Source organism: Pseudomonas japonica (genome assembly GCF_013522925.1).
GTDB classification, from domain to species: Bacteria; Pseudomonadota; Gammaproteobacteria; order Pseudomonadales; family Pseudomonadaceae; genus Aquipseudomonas; species Aquipseudomonas japonica_A.
Genome location: NZ_JAAMQU010000008.1, coordinates 20,506 through 34,351, shown reverse-complemented (window position 1 = coordinate 34,351; position 13,846 = coordinate 20,506). Strand labels below are relative to the sequence as shown.

At 63.3% G+C, this 13,846-nt stretch carries 16 protein-coding genes; 7 read left to right on the top strand and 9 right to left on the bottom strand.

Annotation, left to right across the window (positions count from 1 at the left end):
- Positions 1-2: 2 nt before the first annotated feature.
- Positions 3-1,169 (bottom strand): MFS transporter, encoded by a 1,167-nt coding sequence (locus tag G7016_RS14095; protein ID WP_181115286.1) that lies wholly within the window; start codon positions 1,167-1,169, stop codon positions 3-5.
- Positions 1,170-1,182: 13 nt separating this feature from the next.
- Complete coding sequence (locus G7016_RS14090; protein ID WP_181115284.1) at positions 1,183-1,485, bottom strand: ArsR/SmtB family transcription factor; 303 nt, start codon at positions 1,483-1,485, stop codon at positions 1,183-1,185.
- Between the two features lie 150 nt (positions 1,486-1,635).
- Between G7016_RS14090 and G7016_RS14085 the strand changes: the two genes are divergently transcribed.
- A complete protein-coding gene (locus G7016_RS14085) occupies positions 1,636-2,259 on the top strand; it encodes an acyl carrier protein phosphodiesterase (protein WP_181115282.1) in 624 nt (207 codons plus the stop codon).
- Here the strand turns inward: G7016_RS14085 and G7016_RS14080 are convergent.
- Both G7016_RS14080 and G7016_RS14075 read right to left on the bottom strand, forming a co-directional pair.
- On the bottom strand, positions 2,214-2,975 hold the full coding sequence (locus tag G7016_RS14080; protein ID WP_181115280.1) for a lysophospholipid acyltransferase family protein: 762 nt from the start codon (positions 2,973-2,975) through the stop codon (positions 2,214-2,216). The genes G7016_RS14085 and G7016_RS14080 overlap by 46 nt on opposite strands.
- A complete protein-coding gene (locus G7016_RS14075; RefSeq protein ID WP_181115278.1) occupies positions 2,972-3,724 on the bottom strand; it encodes a GNAT family N-acetyltransferase in 753 nt (250 codons plus the stop codon). Before G7016_RS14075 ends, G7016_RS14080 begins: the two co-directional genes overlap by 4 nt.
- A gap of 136 nt (positions 3,725-3,860) precedes the next feature.
- Between G7016_RS14075 and G7016_RS14070 the strand changes: the two genes are divergently transcribed.
- The 5 genes from G7016_RS14070 (at position 3,861) to G7016_RS14050 (ending at position 8,926) form a co-directional block, all read left to right on the top strand.
- Positions 3,861-4,742 (top strand): acyl-CoA dehydrogenase, encoded by an 882-nt coding sequence (locus G7016_RS14070; RefSeq protein WP_181115276.1) that lies wholly within the window; start codon positions 3,861-3,863, stop codon positions 4,740-4,742.
- 176 nt (positions 4,743-4,918) lie between these two features.
- Entirely contained in the window at positions 4,919-6,076 is a 1,158-nt protein-coding gene (locus G7016_RS14065) for a phospholipase D-like domain-containing protein (protein WP_181115274.1), read from the top strand.
- Positions 6,077-6,157: 81 nt separating this feature from the next.
- A complete protein-coding gene (locus tag G7016_RS14060; protein ID WP_181115272.1) occupies positions 6,158-6,718 on the top strand; it encodes a DJ-1/PfpI family protein in 561 nt (186 codons plus the stop codon).
- Between the two features lie 200 nt (positions 6,719-6,918).
- Complete coding sequence (locus G7016_RS14055) at positions 6,919-7,839, top strand: Abi family protein (RefSeq protein WP_308812171.1); 921 nt, start codon at positions 6,919-6,921, stop codon at positions 7,837-7,839.
- A 160-nt stretch (positions 7,840-7,999) separates the two neighbouring features.
- Complete coding sequence (locus G7016_RS14050) at positions 8,000-8,926, top strand: LysR family transcriptional regulator (protein WP_181115268.1); 927 nt, start codon at positions 8,000-8,002, stop codon at positions 8,924-8,926.
- 87 nt (positions 8,927-9,013) lie between these two features.
- Here the strand turns inward: G7016_RS14050 and G7016_RS14045 are convergent, their stop codons facing one another.
- The 4 genes from G7016_RS14045 to G7016_RS14030 form a co-directional block, all read right to left on the bottom strand.
- The gene (locus G7016_RS14045) at positions 9,014-9,451 is read right to left on the bottom strand and encodes a GlcG/HbpS family heme-binding protein (RefSeq protein ID WP_181115266.1); all 438 of its coding nucleotides are present in this window, start codon (positions 9,449-9,451) and stop codon (positions 9,014-9,016) included.
- Positions 9,448-10,812: a metal-dependent hydrolase family protein gene (locus G7016_RS14040; protein ID WP_181115264.1), complete on the bottom strand. Its 1,365-nt coding sequence runs from the start codon at positions 10,810-10,812 to the stop codon at positions 9,448-9,450. The genes G7016_RS14045 and G7016_RS14040 overlap by 4 nt, the downstream gene beginning before the upstream one ends.
- Positions 10,813-10,916: 104 nt before the next feature.
- The gene (locus G7016_RS14035; RefSeq protein WP_181115261.1) at positions 10,917-11,843 is read right to left on the bottom strand and encodes a LysR family transcriptional regulator; all 927 of its coding nucleotides are present in this window, start codon (positions 11,841-11,843) and stop codon (positions 10,917-10,919) included.
- A gap of 72 nt (positions 11,844-11,915) precedes the next feature.
- Entirely contained in the window at positions 11,916-12,062 is a 147-nt protein-coding gene (locus G7016_RS14030; RefSeq protein ID WP_181115259.1) for a hypothetical protein, read from the bottom strand.
- Here G7016_RS14030 and G7016_RS14025 point away from each other — a divergent pair.
- Positions 12,061-13,476 carry an aminotransferase-like domain-containing protein gene (locus G7016_RS14025; RefSeq protein WP_181115258.1) on the top strand — a complete coding sequence of 472 codons (1,416 nt, stop codon included), beginning with the start codon at positions 12,061-12,063 and terminating at the stop codon, positions 13,474-13,476. The genes G7016_RS14030 and G7016_RS14025 overlap by 2 nt on opposite strands.
- Before the next feature lie 10 nt (positions 13,477-13,486).
- Here the strand turns inward: G7016_RS14025 and G7016_RS14020 are convergent, their stop codons facing one another.
- Positions 13,487-13,822 carry a hypothetical protein gene (locus G7016_RS14020; RefSeq protein WP_181115256.1) on the bottom strand — a complete coding sequence of 112 codons (336 nt, stop codon included), beginning with the start codon at positions 13,820-13,822 and terminating at the stop codon, positions 13,487-13,489.
- Positions 13,823-13,846 lie beyond the last annotated feature (24 nt).

The window sequence follows — 13,846 nt, the reverse complement described above, 5'->3', positions numbered from 1 at the left end:
TTTCAGTTAGTAGCGGGGGCAAGGTCAGCCTTGCCGCCCCGGGAGAAGGTAATCAGAGTGATAACCAGCGCCACGCCGGCCAGGGCGGCTGCGGCGAGTGGTACACGGGTGAGGCCCAGGCCGTGGCCGATCACCGCGCCACCCACCCAGGCGCCGAGCGCGTTGCCGATGTTGAAGGCGCTGATGTTCAGCGTGGACACAAGGTTAGGCGCGGCCTTGCCGAAGCTGACCACGTTCACCTGCAGCGCTGGCACCGCAGCGAAGGCGGCCATTGCCCAGATGAACAGCGTTACTTCGGTAGGTATCAGTGCCGCGCTGGTCCAGGCCAGTGCAGTGCACACCAGCGCCATGGCGATAAAGGCCCCGGCGAGCGTGCCGGCCAGTTGGCGATCGGCCAGCTTGCCGCCCACGATATTGCCCAGGGTCAGCCCGAGGCCGATCAGCAGCAGGGTGAAGGTAATGCCACGGTCTGAAACCCCCGTAACCTCACCCAGCAAGGGCGCGATGTAGGTGAACAGGGCAAACATGGAGGCGGAGAACATCACCGTCATGCTCAGCGATAGCCAGATCCCCGCGCCCTTGAGGCCGGCGAGCTCGGCAGCCATGTGCAGCTTTTGTTCGTCGTGGCGGTTCGGCAAGTAGCGCAACAGGCCGATGAAGGCCACTACGCCAATGAGCGTGACGCCCCAGAACGTGGCCCGCCAGCCAGCGGCCTGGCCAAGCGCAGTGCCGAGCGGCACACCTAATACGTTGGCCAGCGTGAGGCCGGTGAACATCAGCGCGACTGCCGAGGCCCGCTTGTTCGGCGCCACCAGGTTGGCGGCGACCACAGAGCCGATACCGAAGAATGCGCCGTGGCACAAGGCGGTCACTACCCGGGCGAACATCAGCACGTTGTAATCGGCCGCCACCGCGCACAACAGGTTGCCCACGATAAACACGCCCATCAGCACCACCAGCGCCAGCTTGCGCGGCAGGTGGGCTGTGGCCATGGCCATGAACGGCGCGCCCAGCGCCACGCCCAGGGCATAGCCGGTGACGAGCCATCCGGCGCCGGGGATGGAAACGCCAAGGTCCTGCGCCACATTTGGCAGCAGCCCCATGATGACGAACTCGGTGGTGCCGATGGCGAACGAGCTCAGCGCCAGGATTAACAGGGAAAGCGGCATTGGAGGTGTCCTTTCAGAGCTGATTGCTCAGTTGCTCGAGAAACAGCCGCAACTGTTCTTCGTTTCGTTGGAAGTAGTGCCACTGGCCGACCTTGCGGCTGGTGACCAGTCCGGCCCGCTGCAAGGTCGCCAGGTGCGCCGACACCGTGGACTGCGACAAGCCGCAGCGCTGGTCGATCTGCCCCGCGCACACGCCGTAGTCATGGTTGTGGTTCTGGTCGGGAAACTCGCCCTTGGGGTCTTTGAGCCAATGCAGGATGTCGCGCCGCACGGGGTGGGACAGGGCTTTTATTATGTCGTCGAGGTCGAGAGGCATGCTGGCGGTGCTCGAGTGGGATAACGGGATAACGGTATATCGCGATAGGCCGAAATATATATCGGTGTATCGCGATATACAAATATCTTCTGGCGATGGCCTTGCAACGCTGGGGTATATGCCCCGTGGCGTGAGTGCTACGCTGGCCTCATGAACTTCCTGGCACACCTTCACCTCGGCGGCCCTTCACCGCAGCAAATGCTCGGCAGCCTCTATGGCGATTTCGTCAAAGGGCCGCTGGACGGCCGCTTCCCACCGCAACTGGAAGCGGGCATTCGCTTGCACCGGGCAATCGACCGCTACACCGACAGCCACCCGCTGGTGCTGGCCGCGTTGGGGCGTTTTCCCCGTGAGCGCCGCCGCTATGCAGGGATCATCCTCGACGTATTTTTCGATCACTGCCTGGCGCTCCACTGGGAGCACTACCACCCGCAGCCGTTGCCCGAGTTCACCAGCCGGGTGTACAGCGTGCTGCGCCGCACACCGGACCTTCCCGGCAGGCTGGCAGCCATCGCGCCCTCGATGATCGAGCACGACTGGTTAGGCTCCTATCAGGAATTCGAGGTACTGGGGCGCGTGCTGCAGGGTATCTCGCGGCGCTTGTCTCGGCCGGAGGGCTTGCTGGGTGCGCTTCCCGAGTTGCGTGAGCTATATCCGGCCCTGCTGGACGACTTCCGGGCGTTTTATCCGCAATTGCAGGTGTTCGCCGAACAGTGGAGCGGCGCGCCTCATGCCGCCTCGCTGACCGCAGCAGGGCAAGGGCACAGTACCTGATCGATCGCCTGGCGGGCAGCGCGTGCCAGGCTTGAGCGGTCATGGCCCTGGCTGTCGAGTGGCGCAAGCAGGTGGATTTCCACTACCGCCGCTGGCCGGCCAAGCAGGCGCTTGAGGTGATCCCACAGGTCGTCGTCGCCAATGAATGCCGCCGATGGGTCGATGGCATCGTCTCGCAGGTATCTCACGGCCACAGGTTGTATGCCTGTTTGTGCTTCGATGGCGGCGCCCAATAGCCGGCCGTGGAAGGTGGCAGTGCCCCTGCCGTCGGTGGTGGTGCCCTCGGGAAATACTGCCAGTGAACTCCCGCGCCGAAGGTGCCGGGCCATCGTGGCTCGCAATTGCCCGCTTTCCCCGCCGCCCCTGCGAATGAACAGCGTACCGCCACGCGTTGCCAACCAGCCCATCAACGGCCAGCGGCGTACATCCGCCTTGGACACAAAGGTCAGTGGCGCGAGCTGGCCCAGCACCACTACGTCGACCCAGGACACATGGTTGCTCACCCACAGCATCGGTTTCGTGGGTGGCGCGCCGATCACGCGGTAGCGATACGGCAACGCCCTGGCCATGCCGGCCAGCACCCGTTGCGCCCATCGTGCTCGCAGCTGTCTGGCCCGGGGGATCCTCAGGCCTTCCAGCAACGCCAGCGCTAGCGCCAGGCCGATACCTAGCAATAGCGCGGGCGACAGGCGCGCCAATCCTACGGCCAGCCTCATACCGCTGCCTTGAAATGACGCGCGTAGCGGGGGCACAGATGGTCGCGCTGCAGCAAAATGAACAAGTCCGCCGTTTGAAACTGCTCGTCCCAACACGCTTCGCCGCAGATTTTTGCGCCTAGCCGCAGGTAGGCCTTGAGCAGGGGCGGTAGCTCGGCGATCACGTTTGCAGGCAGTTCCAGAGCAGGCAATGGCCTGCGGGGTTCGGCGCGCAGGTTCTGGTTGCACAGGTGGCCTTCCCGGATTCTCCGCATCACTGCTTCGGCTTGTACACCACCATCGCGCATGGATACGCTGGCGCAACCCATCAGGTAGCGGTAGCCGCCGCGGTTGAGCACCTCGGCCAGTTCGCTCCACAGCACGGCGATAGTTCCGCCGTTGCGGTAACCCGGGGCCACGCAGGTACGGCCGACTTCGAGGATGGGCCCTTGCAATGCCTGTAGCCCATGAAGGCAGAACTCCTCCTCGCTATAGAAACCACCCAGGCGGCCAGCGGCTTCATGGTCCAGCAGGCGCGTGGTGGCGACCAATTCGCCGGTGCTCAGGTCGCGCACGCCGATATGCTGGCAGTCGCTGTCGTAGCTGTCCTGGTCCAGCTGATGCTCGGCGCCCGTCATCCGAGCATCGAAGGTTTCGCTGAACACCCGGTAGCGCAAGGCTTGCGCTTCCTGAATAGCAGGCCCGAACAAATGTTCGGCTTGCAGGCGGCGTGGAAGGTGGCGCGGGCCCGTGGGTACGGTCTGGGTCATGGCGTTCTCCAAGGCATTGCCGGGGTTGCGAGCAAGGGGCTTTGTTCGGCAAGCTCAGCCTAGGCAGCGACGGTGTCAGCACCGTTACGCTTCGATGATGCTCAGATGACCACCAGGCAAACCGGAGGCGCGGCGCATGGGATGGCTTAGGGTGATGCAACAACGCGAGCCTTTTGCTCCGGACGAAAGCCTGACGGAGTTGTGGGCTGAAGCGGTGCGCCGCTGGCCGGGCGCTTCGCCCTTCGACCTGGCGGTGTTCGCCGCGCGCGCCGTGCCTTTGCCTGGCCTGGCCTTCGCCATGGGGTATCAGGCCGCGCTGCGTGTGTTGTGGCCGAGCGCACCGGCGGGGCTGGGCGCGATCTGCGTGACCGAAAACCGCAGCATCCGCCCTGCAGACCTGGCAACGAAAGTACAAGGAACACGGCTTTCCGGGCGCAAGGATTTCGTAACCGCGGGCGATCAGGCCGAGTGGTTGATGGTGGCCGCCCGTTGCGAAAGCTTGGGCCAGCCGCCTCGGTTATCCATGACCGTGGTGTACCCGGGCGAGCCTGGGGTTCGGCTCGAAGCGCTACCGCCAGCGCCGATCATGCCCGAGACCGGCCACGCCCGCGCATGGTTCGAGCATGCGCTGTGCGCGTTGTTACCTGGCGATGGCTGGGACGATTACGTCAAGCCATTCCGCAGCGTGGAAGACCTCTACATCCTGGCGGCACTGGTGTCCTGGCTGCTCGGCATCGCCATCGAAGACCCGTGGCCGCAAACCCTCCAGTTGCGCCTGCTTGCCGTACTGGGCGGTTGCGCCGAAGCCGCTCGGCAACCGCCACTGGCGCCGGCGACACATCTGTTGCTGGCTGGCTTGTTCGCTCAGTTCGAGGCCTTGGCGCCCGAAGTTGAGCACGCCTTCGACATTTCGCCCCGAGCACTTGGGCCAGTCTGGCGCCGTGATCGAGCCTTGTTCGAGCTCGCGCGCGGGGCAAGGGAAAAGCGTTTGGCGCGCGCATTGGCGGTATTAGGGTAGGGCGGTCGAAACGGCACGCCGAGGCACGGCGCACAAACCGAGCTTGGGCAACTGGCGCCGCCCTGTAGGAAAATTCCTTCCACGCAGTTAATGTGAGCCAGTCTTTCCTGTGGGCGCCTTACATGTTCAGTGGTGTGTGCGTGCAATCCCTTCCTTCCGGCCGGGCAGCCTGAGCCATGGCTGGGCCGATATTCCCCTGGCGTAATCACAACCGTTTCGAGCTGCTGATCGACGGGCCGTCGTTCTTCCCGCGCATGCTGGCTGCTATCGGTGATGCCCGCGAGCAGGTGGACCTTGAGCTGTACCTGGTGGAGGCCGGCCGCTGCGCGGATGCGGTGGTGGCCGCGTTGGTAGCGGCCGCCGAGCGTGGCGTGCGGGTGCGGTGCCTGTTCGATGGCTACGGCAGCCTCGCCTTTGGCGCGCCGTCGCGTGACCAGTTGCAAGCGGCCGGCGTGGAGCTGCGGCTGTACAATCCGGTGTCGTGGCGGCGCGGCGGGCGTAACCTGTTCCGTGATCACCGCAAGCTGTTGGTGGTCGATCAGGCGCTGGCAGTGGTGGGCGGCACTGGCGTCACCGATCAGTTCTGGCAGCCGGATGAAAGCCAAAGCGAATGGCACGAGGTGATGGTGGAGATGCATGGCCCGGTTGTGACGGACTGGCAAATGCTCTTCGACCGCCAGTGGCGCGCCAATTTGCGGCGCAGCGCCTGGCGCCCGGCTACACACTTCGGGCTACCGCGCTTGCCTCGCATGCCACCCAGCGGCGTGGGGCTGGCCCGGGTTGCTTACTGCGATGCGCGCCAGCACCGGGACATTCTGCGTTCGCTGGTGCGGGCCATCCACGCAGGCCAGCAGCGTATCTGGCTGGCAACGCCGTATTTTCTGCCAACGTTCAGCGTGCGGCGGTCACTGCGCCGCGCTGCCCAGCGCGGTATCGACGTACGCCTGCTGCTCACCGGCCCTCGCACCGATCACCCCTCGGTGCGCTACGCGGGGCATCGCTACTATCCGCGCCTGCTTCGCGCCGGGGTGAAAATCTACGAGTACCAGCCGTGCTTCCTTCACCTGAAGATGGTGATCGTGGACGACTGGGTGAGCGTTGGCTCGTGCAACTTCGATCATTGGAACCTGCGCTTCAATCTCGAAGCCAACCTCGAAGCGTTGGACCCTACATTTACCACGGCGGTGGCATCAAGTTTTCAGACAGACTTCGCCAATAGCCGGGAGATTACGCTTGAGCAATGGAAGGCGCGACCGCTCTGGCGCAGGGCTCAGCAGCGGCTGTGGGGCTGGCTCGACCGCATCGTGGCCAACCTGCTGGACAGCCGCGACTGAGCACCCGCGGCAGTAGCGGCTAGCCTTGAGGGACCGTTGATCCCTCAAGGAACCCCGCTCATGGCCTAGAAACAGATTCTTATGCTGGTAGGCGATTTCGTCGAAGATTACGAAGTGATGCTGCCGTTCCAGGCCCTCACAATGGTGGGGCATCATGTCGACGCTGTATGCCCGGATAAAAAGGCCGGCGACAAGATCAAGACCGCCATCCACGACTTCGAAGGCGACCAGACCTACAGCGAAAAGCCCGGCCACGGCTTCAGCCTTAACTACAGTTTTGAAAGCGTGCATCCCGATCTGTACGACGCTCTGGTAGTCCCCGGCGGCCGCGCCCCGGAATACCTGCGCCTGAACGAACAAGTATTGGCATTGGTGCGCAGCTTCGCCAACGCCAACAAACCTATCGCCGCCATCTGCCATGGCGCGCAGCTGCTCGCTGCGGCGGACGTGCTCAAGGGCCGTACCTGCAGCGCCTACCCCGCCTGCGCGCCGGAGGTGAGGCTGGCCGGCGGCCAATATGCTGACATCGACGTCACCAGCGCCCATGTGGACGGCAACCTCGTCACCGCCCCCGCCTGGCCCGCGCACCCGGCATGGCTGGCTGCGTTCCTGGAGGTGCTGGGTACGAAGATTGAGTTGTAAGGGGTTGGTGATTATGGTGGCGCGCGGCTAGCAGTACCGGTAGGCACTATGCGAGTCTCGGACTGATTTGCTCGGCGTTAGGGCCGGTGGTAGTATCCGTTTCAAGAATAGCCCCCACGCCTCGGGCGGGACCTTGTCCCGTACTGCGCACCAGGGGGTTAGTTATTTCTGGTCTCACCATGCCTGCAGGATGCCTTGGCGTGCCGCAAATCCCTGTTCACTTTCGCAAGCCTGCAAAGGCGCCTAATGCGTTGTTGCGTCATCTGAGACTCAAAGGCTTGGGTATCCGAGGGCAGAAAGACAAAGCGCTGCAGGCACTTGAGTTCATTGGCTATCATCGACTGCTGATCTACATGCGCCCTCTGCAAGATCCGCAGAAGCGGTTTTTCGCTGGCGTCCAGTTCGATGACATTCTCAAGCTTTACGACTTTGATCGACGGTTGCGCCTGGTGTTTCTGGATGCCATTGACCGCATTGAGGTCGCCTTTCGGTCCGCGATCATCAATACCTTGGCACTGGATAAAGCCTGCGGCAGCCATTTCTACATGGAAGCCGTCCACTTCAAGGACTGCAAGGCCCATCGTGACCTCTTGAAACAAGTATTAGGCTTGCGCGACAAGGGCAATGCTGCAATCAAGCATTACTACGACACCTATAACACACCAGCATTACCGCCTGTATGGATCGTGCTTGAGGCTATGACCATTGGCCAACTATCTTGCCTCTTTAGCGATCTGCATCTGGATCACCGCAAGACAGTAGCAGCCAAGTTCGGTTACGACGAGTCAGTGTTGGTAACATGGCTGAAAAGCCTGACCTTGCTGCGTAACGTTTGTGCTCACCACGGAAGGCTATGGAATGCTTCAATCACCGCTGATGCGCCAAGATATGCTAAAGCCATTAGCGACGAATTCCCTCATCACAATGACCGAGGTCGAACCTTCGCCCGAGCCGTTGTCGTCCAGGCACTCCTCTCGAGGGTCGATCCTACCTCGGACTGGAAATTTCGATTTAGAGAGCTCATGGCTACCCTGCCCGTGGATGTTTTAGCGAAGGCAGGGCGAAGTACTACAGATCTCGGATTGATTTCAGGTTGGGAAGCCCGCCCCTTCTGGTCCTGACGGCTCCATGCCCCCTGTTTGGCTGGCAGCCATGACAGTACCGGACGCGGATTGAGTTGTAAGGGGGGAATGATGACGGTGGCGGGCGGCTAATACTCCTTGCAGCTTGCAGCTTGAAATCCGCTATGCTCGCTAGCCCTATTGCCCGGAACCGCGCCCGATGCGCCTGCGTCGCCTGGACCTGAACCTGCTGATTGCCCTCGAAGCACTGCTCACCGAGTGCAACGTAAGCCGCGCGGCCGAGCGTTTGCATTTGGGGCAGTCGGCTACCAGTGCGGCGCTGGGGCGGTTGCGTGAGCATTTCGATGACCCGTTGCTGGTGCAGGTGGGGCGTCGGCTGGAGCCCACTGCCAAGGCCCTAGCGCTGTTGCCCAAGGTGCAACAAACCCTCGCGCTGGCGCGGGAGCTGGTGGAGGGGCCCGCGGCGTTCGACCCCGCCACCTGTGAGCGCACGTTCACTGTGGCGGCGTCGGACTATGTAATTGCGGTGCTGATGCCGCTGCTGGCGCTCGCGCTGGCTGAAAAGGCACCGAAGGCCCGGCTCAGCCTGCGGGACCTGCCCGTGCCGCGCGAGCAGGATGTGGTGAGCGAAGCGCTGGAGTATCGCCGCTGCGACCTGGTGGTGGTGCCGGAGCGGCGCTGCAATGCAGGCTTTGCGCAGTCGACGCTGCTGGAGGACCAATGGTGCTGCGTGGCGTGGAAAGGGGCGCAGGCTTACCGCAGCGGGATCAGCCTCGACCAGTACGGCAATGTTGAGCATGTGGTGCGGGCGTTTGCCGATGGCCGCAGCCTGGGCATGGACGCCATGCACCTGAACGAGATCGGGCTGGCGCGCAATGTTGCCATTCGTGTGGAGAGCTTTGGGCTGATACCCGAATTCATTGTCGGCACTGAGCGTATTGCTACGTTGTTCCGCCGGCATGCCGAACAAATGGCTCAGCGCTATCCCCTTGCCCTGTGGCCGGCGCCGGTGAACTTCCCCCGGGCGGTACAGGTAATGCAGTGGCACCCTTATCAGGACAGCGACCCCGCGCTGGCGTGGCTGCGGGGGGAGCTGTTGGGGATTGTGGCGTCACTGTCAAAATAGACACCCTTATTCGCGAGCTTCGCCTTCGGCTCGCCGGACGGCCGGCCCCTGCTCCCACAGGCCGGCGCCAGCTCGCGAAAAAGGCCTTTATTTATCCCCGGTATCCGCCACCAGCCCAGCCGCTTGAATTGCCGCCACAGCGCAGATTTCGTCGTTGTCCGAGGTGTCGCCGCTGATGCCCAGGGCGCCGAGGAGGGTGCCTTCGGAGTCACGGATCAGCACGCCGCCTGCTACCGGGATCACCTGCCCGCCAGTGAGGCTGTTGAGGGCGTCGAAGAAGGTCGGCACGCCTTGGGCGCGGCGTGCGAGTTCGCGGCCGCCGAAGCCCATGCCCACACAGCCTTTCGCCTTGGCGCTGGCGATCTGCGGGCGCAGGAAGCTGGCATCGGGATGGCGCAGCACCGCCAAAGGATGGCCATGGGGGTCCAGCACGGCGGCGCCGAGCGGGTGAAAGCCCCGTTCGATACCTTCAGCAATGGCGCGCTGGGCCAAGGTTACTGCGGTGTTCAGGTCCAGGCGGCTCATGCGCGCACCTCCCCGTTACGCGTGGCAGCCAGGGCCTGTACCCGGTCACGGGTATAGAGGTCGGTCCATTTCAGCGAGTTGAAATCCGATACTTGTTTGGGGTTGTAGGCGGTGCGTTCCAGGCTCACCGGTTTGCCCGCCTTGTACACGGCGCGCAGGCAATCGCGGTCGATCAGCCGGCGAATGTCCTCCAGCGGCGAGGCGTCGAACACCAGGAAGTCCGCCTGTTGGCCGGCCTTGAGCGTGCCCAGGCTTTCACCACGCGGCATGCAACGTGCGCCCACCGCAGTGGCAGCGTGCAACGCTTCGGCGGGGGTGAAGCCCAGGCGGGTGACCAACAGCTCCGCCTCGCGGCCATGCCATTCGCCATAGGGGGTAACCGCAAAGCCGCTGTCACTGCCGCACGCGAAAGGAATGCCCGCGGCCTTGGCGCGGCGCAGCACTTGCGTACCCACCTCCAGCGTTCGCTTGCAGTACCCGGCGTAACCGGTGGTGATGGCAGGGTCGTGAGGTTGGCAGAAGTCCACGGTGTTCTGCGGGAACGTCATGGTAGGGGCCAGGATGCTGCCGCTTTCCAGGATCGCTTCGATGCAGGCGTCGTCCATGTAGAACGCATGGAAAATCAGGTCCACGCCGGCTTTTGCGGCGTACATCACCGCTTCCCGGCCATACGCATGGGTGGCCACTTTGCAGCCCAGCCGGTGGGCTTCTTCTACCATCTCGAAGGTTTCATCAGCGGTGAAGGCCGCGATGATTTCGCCATTCGGGCGGCGGTGGGTGCCGTCCATGGCGATCTTGATCAGGTCTACGCCGTCCTTGGCCTGGGTGCGGATTTCCGCGATGGCCTCGGCGCGGCTGGTCACCAGGCGTGCGGTGAAATACTCCGGCGCGCCCACGCGGCTGGGGAACCAGTCGTTGAGGCTTTGCCGGTTGGTGATCACGCGGCTGCTGGCGGCCACGCGCGGGCCTTCGAACAGGCCGGCATTGATGGCATTGCGAACAGAGATACTGAGCTGCCCGCTGTCACCTGGGCACACCATGCTGGTGACCCCGGCCGCCAGAATGTGCCGGGCGAAGAACATGCCCCGCAAGGCGCGAAATTCGTCGCTGGTCCACAGGTCGATGTCTTCCTCGCTCTGGGCATTCCCGAAGGCCAGGTGGGTATGCACATCCACCAGCCCCGGCATCACGAAAGGCGCCACGCCTTCCACGCGCTGGTCGCCGGGCCGCGCCGCCGGGGCATTTGCCGTGGGGCCAACGTAGGTGAACAGGCCGTTTTCAACTACCAGGGTCTGGTCTTGCTGCGGGGTGAGGTCGACACTGTCGAAGAGGGTCTGGCAGCGCAGGTGAAGGGCGGACATGGGCTGATCCATTCTTGTTGTTAACGTAACGCTCACCCTACCGAGGGTAGCGTCACGCCAACAGCAGAACGCCTTGATGGCCAGCTATCGACGCTGTCGATACCTCAGGCGGCGCGGGCTTCCTCCTCCAGGTCACCGATGGTGAGGCTGATCTGGTCGCGTAGCCAGGCATGCATCGGGTCGCCTTCGAGGGTGCGATGCCACAGCATGTACTCGCCCATCACCGGGATTTTCACCGGCGGCGCAAGCAGCCGAAGCGGAAGGTGGTCGGCCTGCAAACGCGCCAGGCGGCTATGCATGGTGGCCACGCGGTTGGTGCCTACCACCAGCCGCGCCAGGGTGTTGAAGTCGTTGGTGATCACTTCCATCCGCCTGCTCACGCCGTACTGAGCCATGAACCAATCCTCGATGCTCATATGGCGGCTGCGGCCGAAACCCACCGACACGTGCCCCAGGCTCAGGTACTGCTCAAGGGTGATGCTATCGCCGACCTGGTCGTTGCCGGCCCATACCACGCACACGTGCTCTTCCTCGAACAGCAGCCGGGAAGGGTGGTCGGGCAGGATGTAGCGCTCGGGCACGATCATCAGGTCGATTTCGCCCCGTGACAGCAGTTCGCCGGAGTTATCCCCGGGGCTGAGCATCTCGAACGTGATATGCGGCGCATAGCGGTGGATCTTCTGAAGTACGTTCGAGAAAAGCACACTGATCAAGTAATCGGACGTGATAAGCCGGAAATGCCGCTTGCTGGTGGCAGGGTCGAACACCGGTTTGCTGGTGATGGACGAGCGGATTTTCAGCAGCACCTCGCGCACCGGTTCGGCCAGTTGCAGCGCATACGGTGTGGGCTGCATCTTGCGCCCCACCTGCACCAGCAGCTCGTCGTCGAAATACTCGCGTAAACGCCCAAGCACGCCGCTGGTTGCGGACTGGGTCATGTGCAGGCGCTCAGCAGAGCGGGTGATGTTGCACTCTTCGAGCAATACGTCGAGAGCGACCAGGAGGTTCAGGTCCAGGTGGTGGAATCGCATGGCACGGTCCCTGCGGGATGTTGTAGTTATTTTGCCGATACGTTGGGGTGTTGTTGCCGTTCCGTCAAGGGGCTATACGTCGGCCGGCGCCGCGCGAACAGGGCTGGCGCCTTGGCGGTTTTGCTGCTCCAATACGTCTGGCGCGGCATTGTGGACAGGCTTCACAGGGAAGCTGCCATCGCGCGGCAGCCGCTGGGCATCCAGCGAGGATAGGGGCATGTTCCAGATCGACCGCAACAGCAAAGTGCTGCTCGTGGACCAGATTCGCCGCGGCGTGCTTGAGCGCATCGAGGCGTTCCAGTGGGTGCAAGGTGCTCGCTTGCCCTCCGTGCGTGCCCTGTCGCGCCAGCTGGGCGTAAGCATATTTACCGTCACCAGCGCTTATGAAGACCTCGTTGCGCAGCACGTGGTGGAATCGCGCCCTGGTGCGGGTTATTTCGTACTGCCGGTGAAGCAGGCCAGCGCGGCCAGTGACAGCGACGAGGCCGTGGTGCCCAGCAGCTTGCATGGCGGTTTTCTTTACCGCGCGCTGGACCCTTCCCTCTACGACTTGCCGGTAAGCTCCGGCTATCTGCCGCCTGCGTGGCTGGCCGATGCCGTTCCGCCTTCGGTCACCGGCCGGCTGATCCGCAATGCACTGTCATGCAGCGTGCCGGCGCCAGCGGCAGGCAGCCAGGACCTGCGCCAGGCCATCTCGCGCAAGTTGCGAGAGGTGCACATTGCCGCCAGCAGCCAGCAGATTGTGGTCACCATGGGCGCCACCCACGCCTTTTCCATGATACGCAAGCTGATGCTCCAGGAAGGCGATTACCTGCTGGTGGAAGACCCCAGCTATCTCTTGCTGCAGCTCAAGCTGATCAAGCAGCGGGACTTCAACATCATTACCGTGCCCAGGCTCAATGACGGGCCGGACATGGCGGTGTTCGAAACCATGGTGGCGCGCTATCGGCCGCGGCTGTTCCTCACCCAGACGCTGGTGCACAACCCCACGGGCGGCAGCACGTCGCCAGCCAAGGGCTACAAGATTCTGTCGCTGGCCGAGAAGTATGATTTCCACGTGGTAGAGGACGACGTGTATGGCTCGCTCTCTTCCCAGCAAACCCTTCGCCTGGCCAGCCTCGATGGCTTTACCCGCAGTTTCTACCTGGGTGGTTTCAGCAAGGTGCTCAGCCCCGCGCTGCGCCTTGGCTATGCGGTGGCGCCGCTGCCCTTCGTGGAGCGGCTGGTGGAAGAGAAAATGTCCAGCCTGCTGTGCGGCTCGGCCATCGACGAAACCATCGTGACCGATACCCTGCAGTCCGGGCGCTACCAGCACCACCTTGATACGCTGGCGCAGCGGGTGATGCAGGCCAGGGCCACGGCGCGGGAGTGGCTCAGCGCGGCGGGCGTTACCTTCGACGATCACAGCGCCGACGGGATTTTCCTCTGGGGGCGCATGCCGGACTACATCGACCTGCGCCGGCTGATCGAGCAGGCCCACGACGCGCGGATTTTCCTGGCGCCCGGCTCGTTATTCAGCAACGGCCGGCAGTACGACCAGCACCTGCGTTTCAATGTCACCTACTGCAACGACCCGCAGTTCAAGGCGTTCATTCGCGCGCAGCTGGCCATCGCCCGGGCGGTGGAATCCTAGGCAGTATCGGTTACCCGCCCAGCAGGCTGCCCTGCAACCCCACCGCCGCGCGGTATCGCCGATCCGGCGCGGCACTGCGGCCAAGGCCGTTGCGCCACATCTGGAAGTAATCCTCCAGGGTTGCCACCTCTCCCAGGTGCTCATACGCATACACGAAGCCACTGAGGATATCGATATGGTCAGTGTCGGCCAGGGTAGGGATGTCGGCGTTGTCCAGCACATCGCCGTCGTTCACCACCAGCCCGATGTCGTCGATCCAGTACAGTGGCTGGCCATCACGGCCATTCCACAGGGTTGAGTCGGTGTAGAAGGTCTTGAGCTCCAGGCCCGTGGTTTTGAGTGTCATGTCGTAAGCTCCTGTTGAGCAGCA

Bases quoted from the DNA above. Each gene is read 5' to 3' on its own strand.
- G7016_RS14020 (WP_181115256.1), bottom strand. From the start codon at position 13,822: ATGACACTCAAAACCACGGGCCTGGAGCTCAAGACCTTCTACACCGAC.
- G7016_RS14090 (WP_181115284.1), bottom strand. From the start codon at position 1,485: ATGCCTCTCGACCTCGACGACATAATAAAAGCCCTGTCCCACCCCGTG.
- G7016_RS14050 (WP_181115268.1), top strand. From the start codon at position 8,000: ATGCGCCTGCGTCGCCTGGACCTGAACCTGCTGATTGCCCTCGAAGCA.
- G7016_RS14070 (WP_181115276.1), top strand. From the start codon at position 3,861: ATGGGATGGCTTAGGGTGATGCAACAACGCGAGCCTTTTGCTCCGGAC.
- G7016_RS14060 (WP_181115272.1), top strand. From the start codon at position 6,158: ATGCTGGTAGGCGATTTCGTCGAAGATTACGAAGTGATGCTGCCGTTC.
- G7016_RS14045 (WP_181115266.1), bottom strand. From the start codon at position 9,451: ATGAGCCGCCTGGACCTGAACACCGCAGTAACCTTGGCCCAGCGCGCC.
- G7016_RS14080 (WP_181115280.1), bottom strand. From the start codon at position 2,975: ATGAGGCTGGCCGTAGGATTGGCGCGCCTGTCGCCCGCGCTATTGCTA.
- G7016_RS14065 (WP_181115274.1), top strand. From the start codon at position 4,919: ATGGCTGGGCCGATATTCCCCTGGCGTAATCACAACCGTTTCGAGCTG.
- G7016_RS14030 (WP_181115259.1), bottom strand. From the start codon at position 12,062: ATGCCCCTATCCTCGCTGGATGCCCAGCGGCTGCCGCGCGATGGCAGC.
- G7016_RS14035 (WP_181115261.1), bottom strand. From the start codon at position 11,843: ATGCGATTCCACCACCTGGACCTGAACCTCCTGGTCGCTCTCGACGTA.
- G7016_RS14075 (WP_181115278.1), bottom strand. From the start codon at position 3,724: ATGACCCAGACCGTACCCACGGGCCCGCGCCACCTTCCACGCCGCCTG.
- G7016_RS14040 (WP_181115264.1), bottom strand. From the start codon at position 10,812: ATGTCCGCCCTTCACCTGCGCTGCCAGACCCTCTTCGACAGTGTCGAC.
- G7016_RS14025 (WP_181115258.1), top strand. From the start codon at position 12,061: ATGTTCCAGATCGACCGCAACAGCAAAGTGCTGCTCGTGGACCAGATT.
- G7016_RS14095 (WP_181115286.1), bottom strand. From the start codon at position 1,169: ATGCCGCTTTCCCTGTTAATCCTGGCGCTGAGCTCGTTCGCCATCGGC.
- G7016_RS14085 (WP_181115282.1), top strand. From the start codon at position 1,636: ATGAACTTCCTGGCACACCTTCACCTCGGCGGCCCTTCACCGCAGCAA.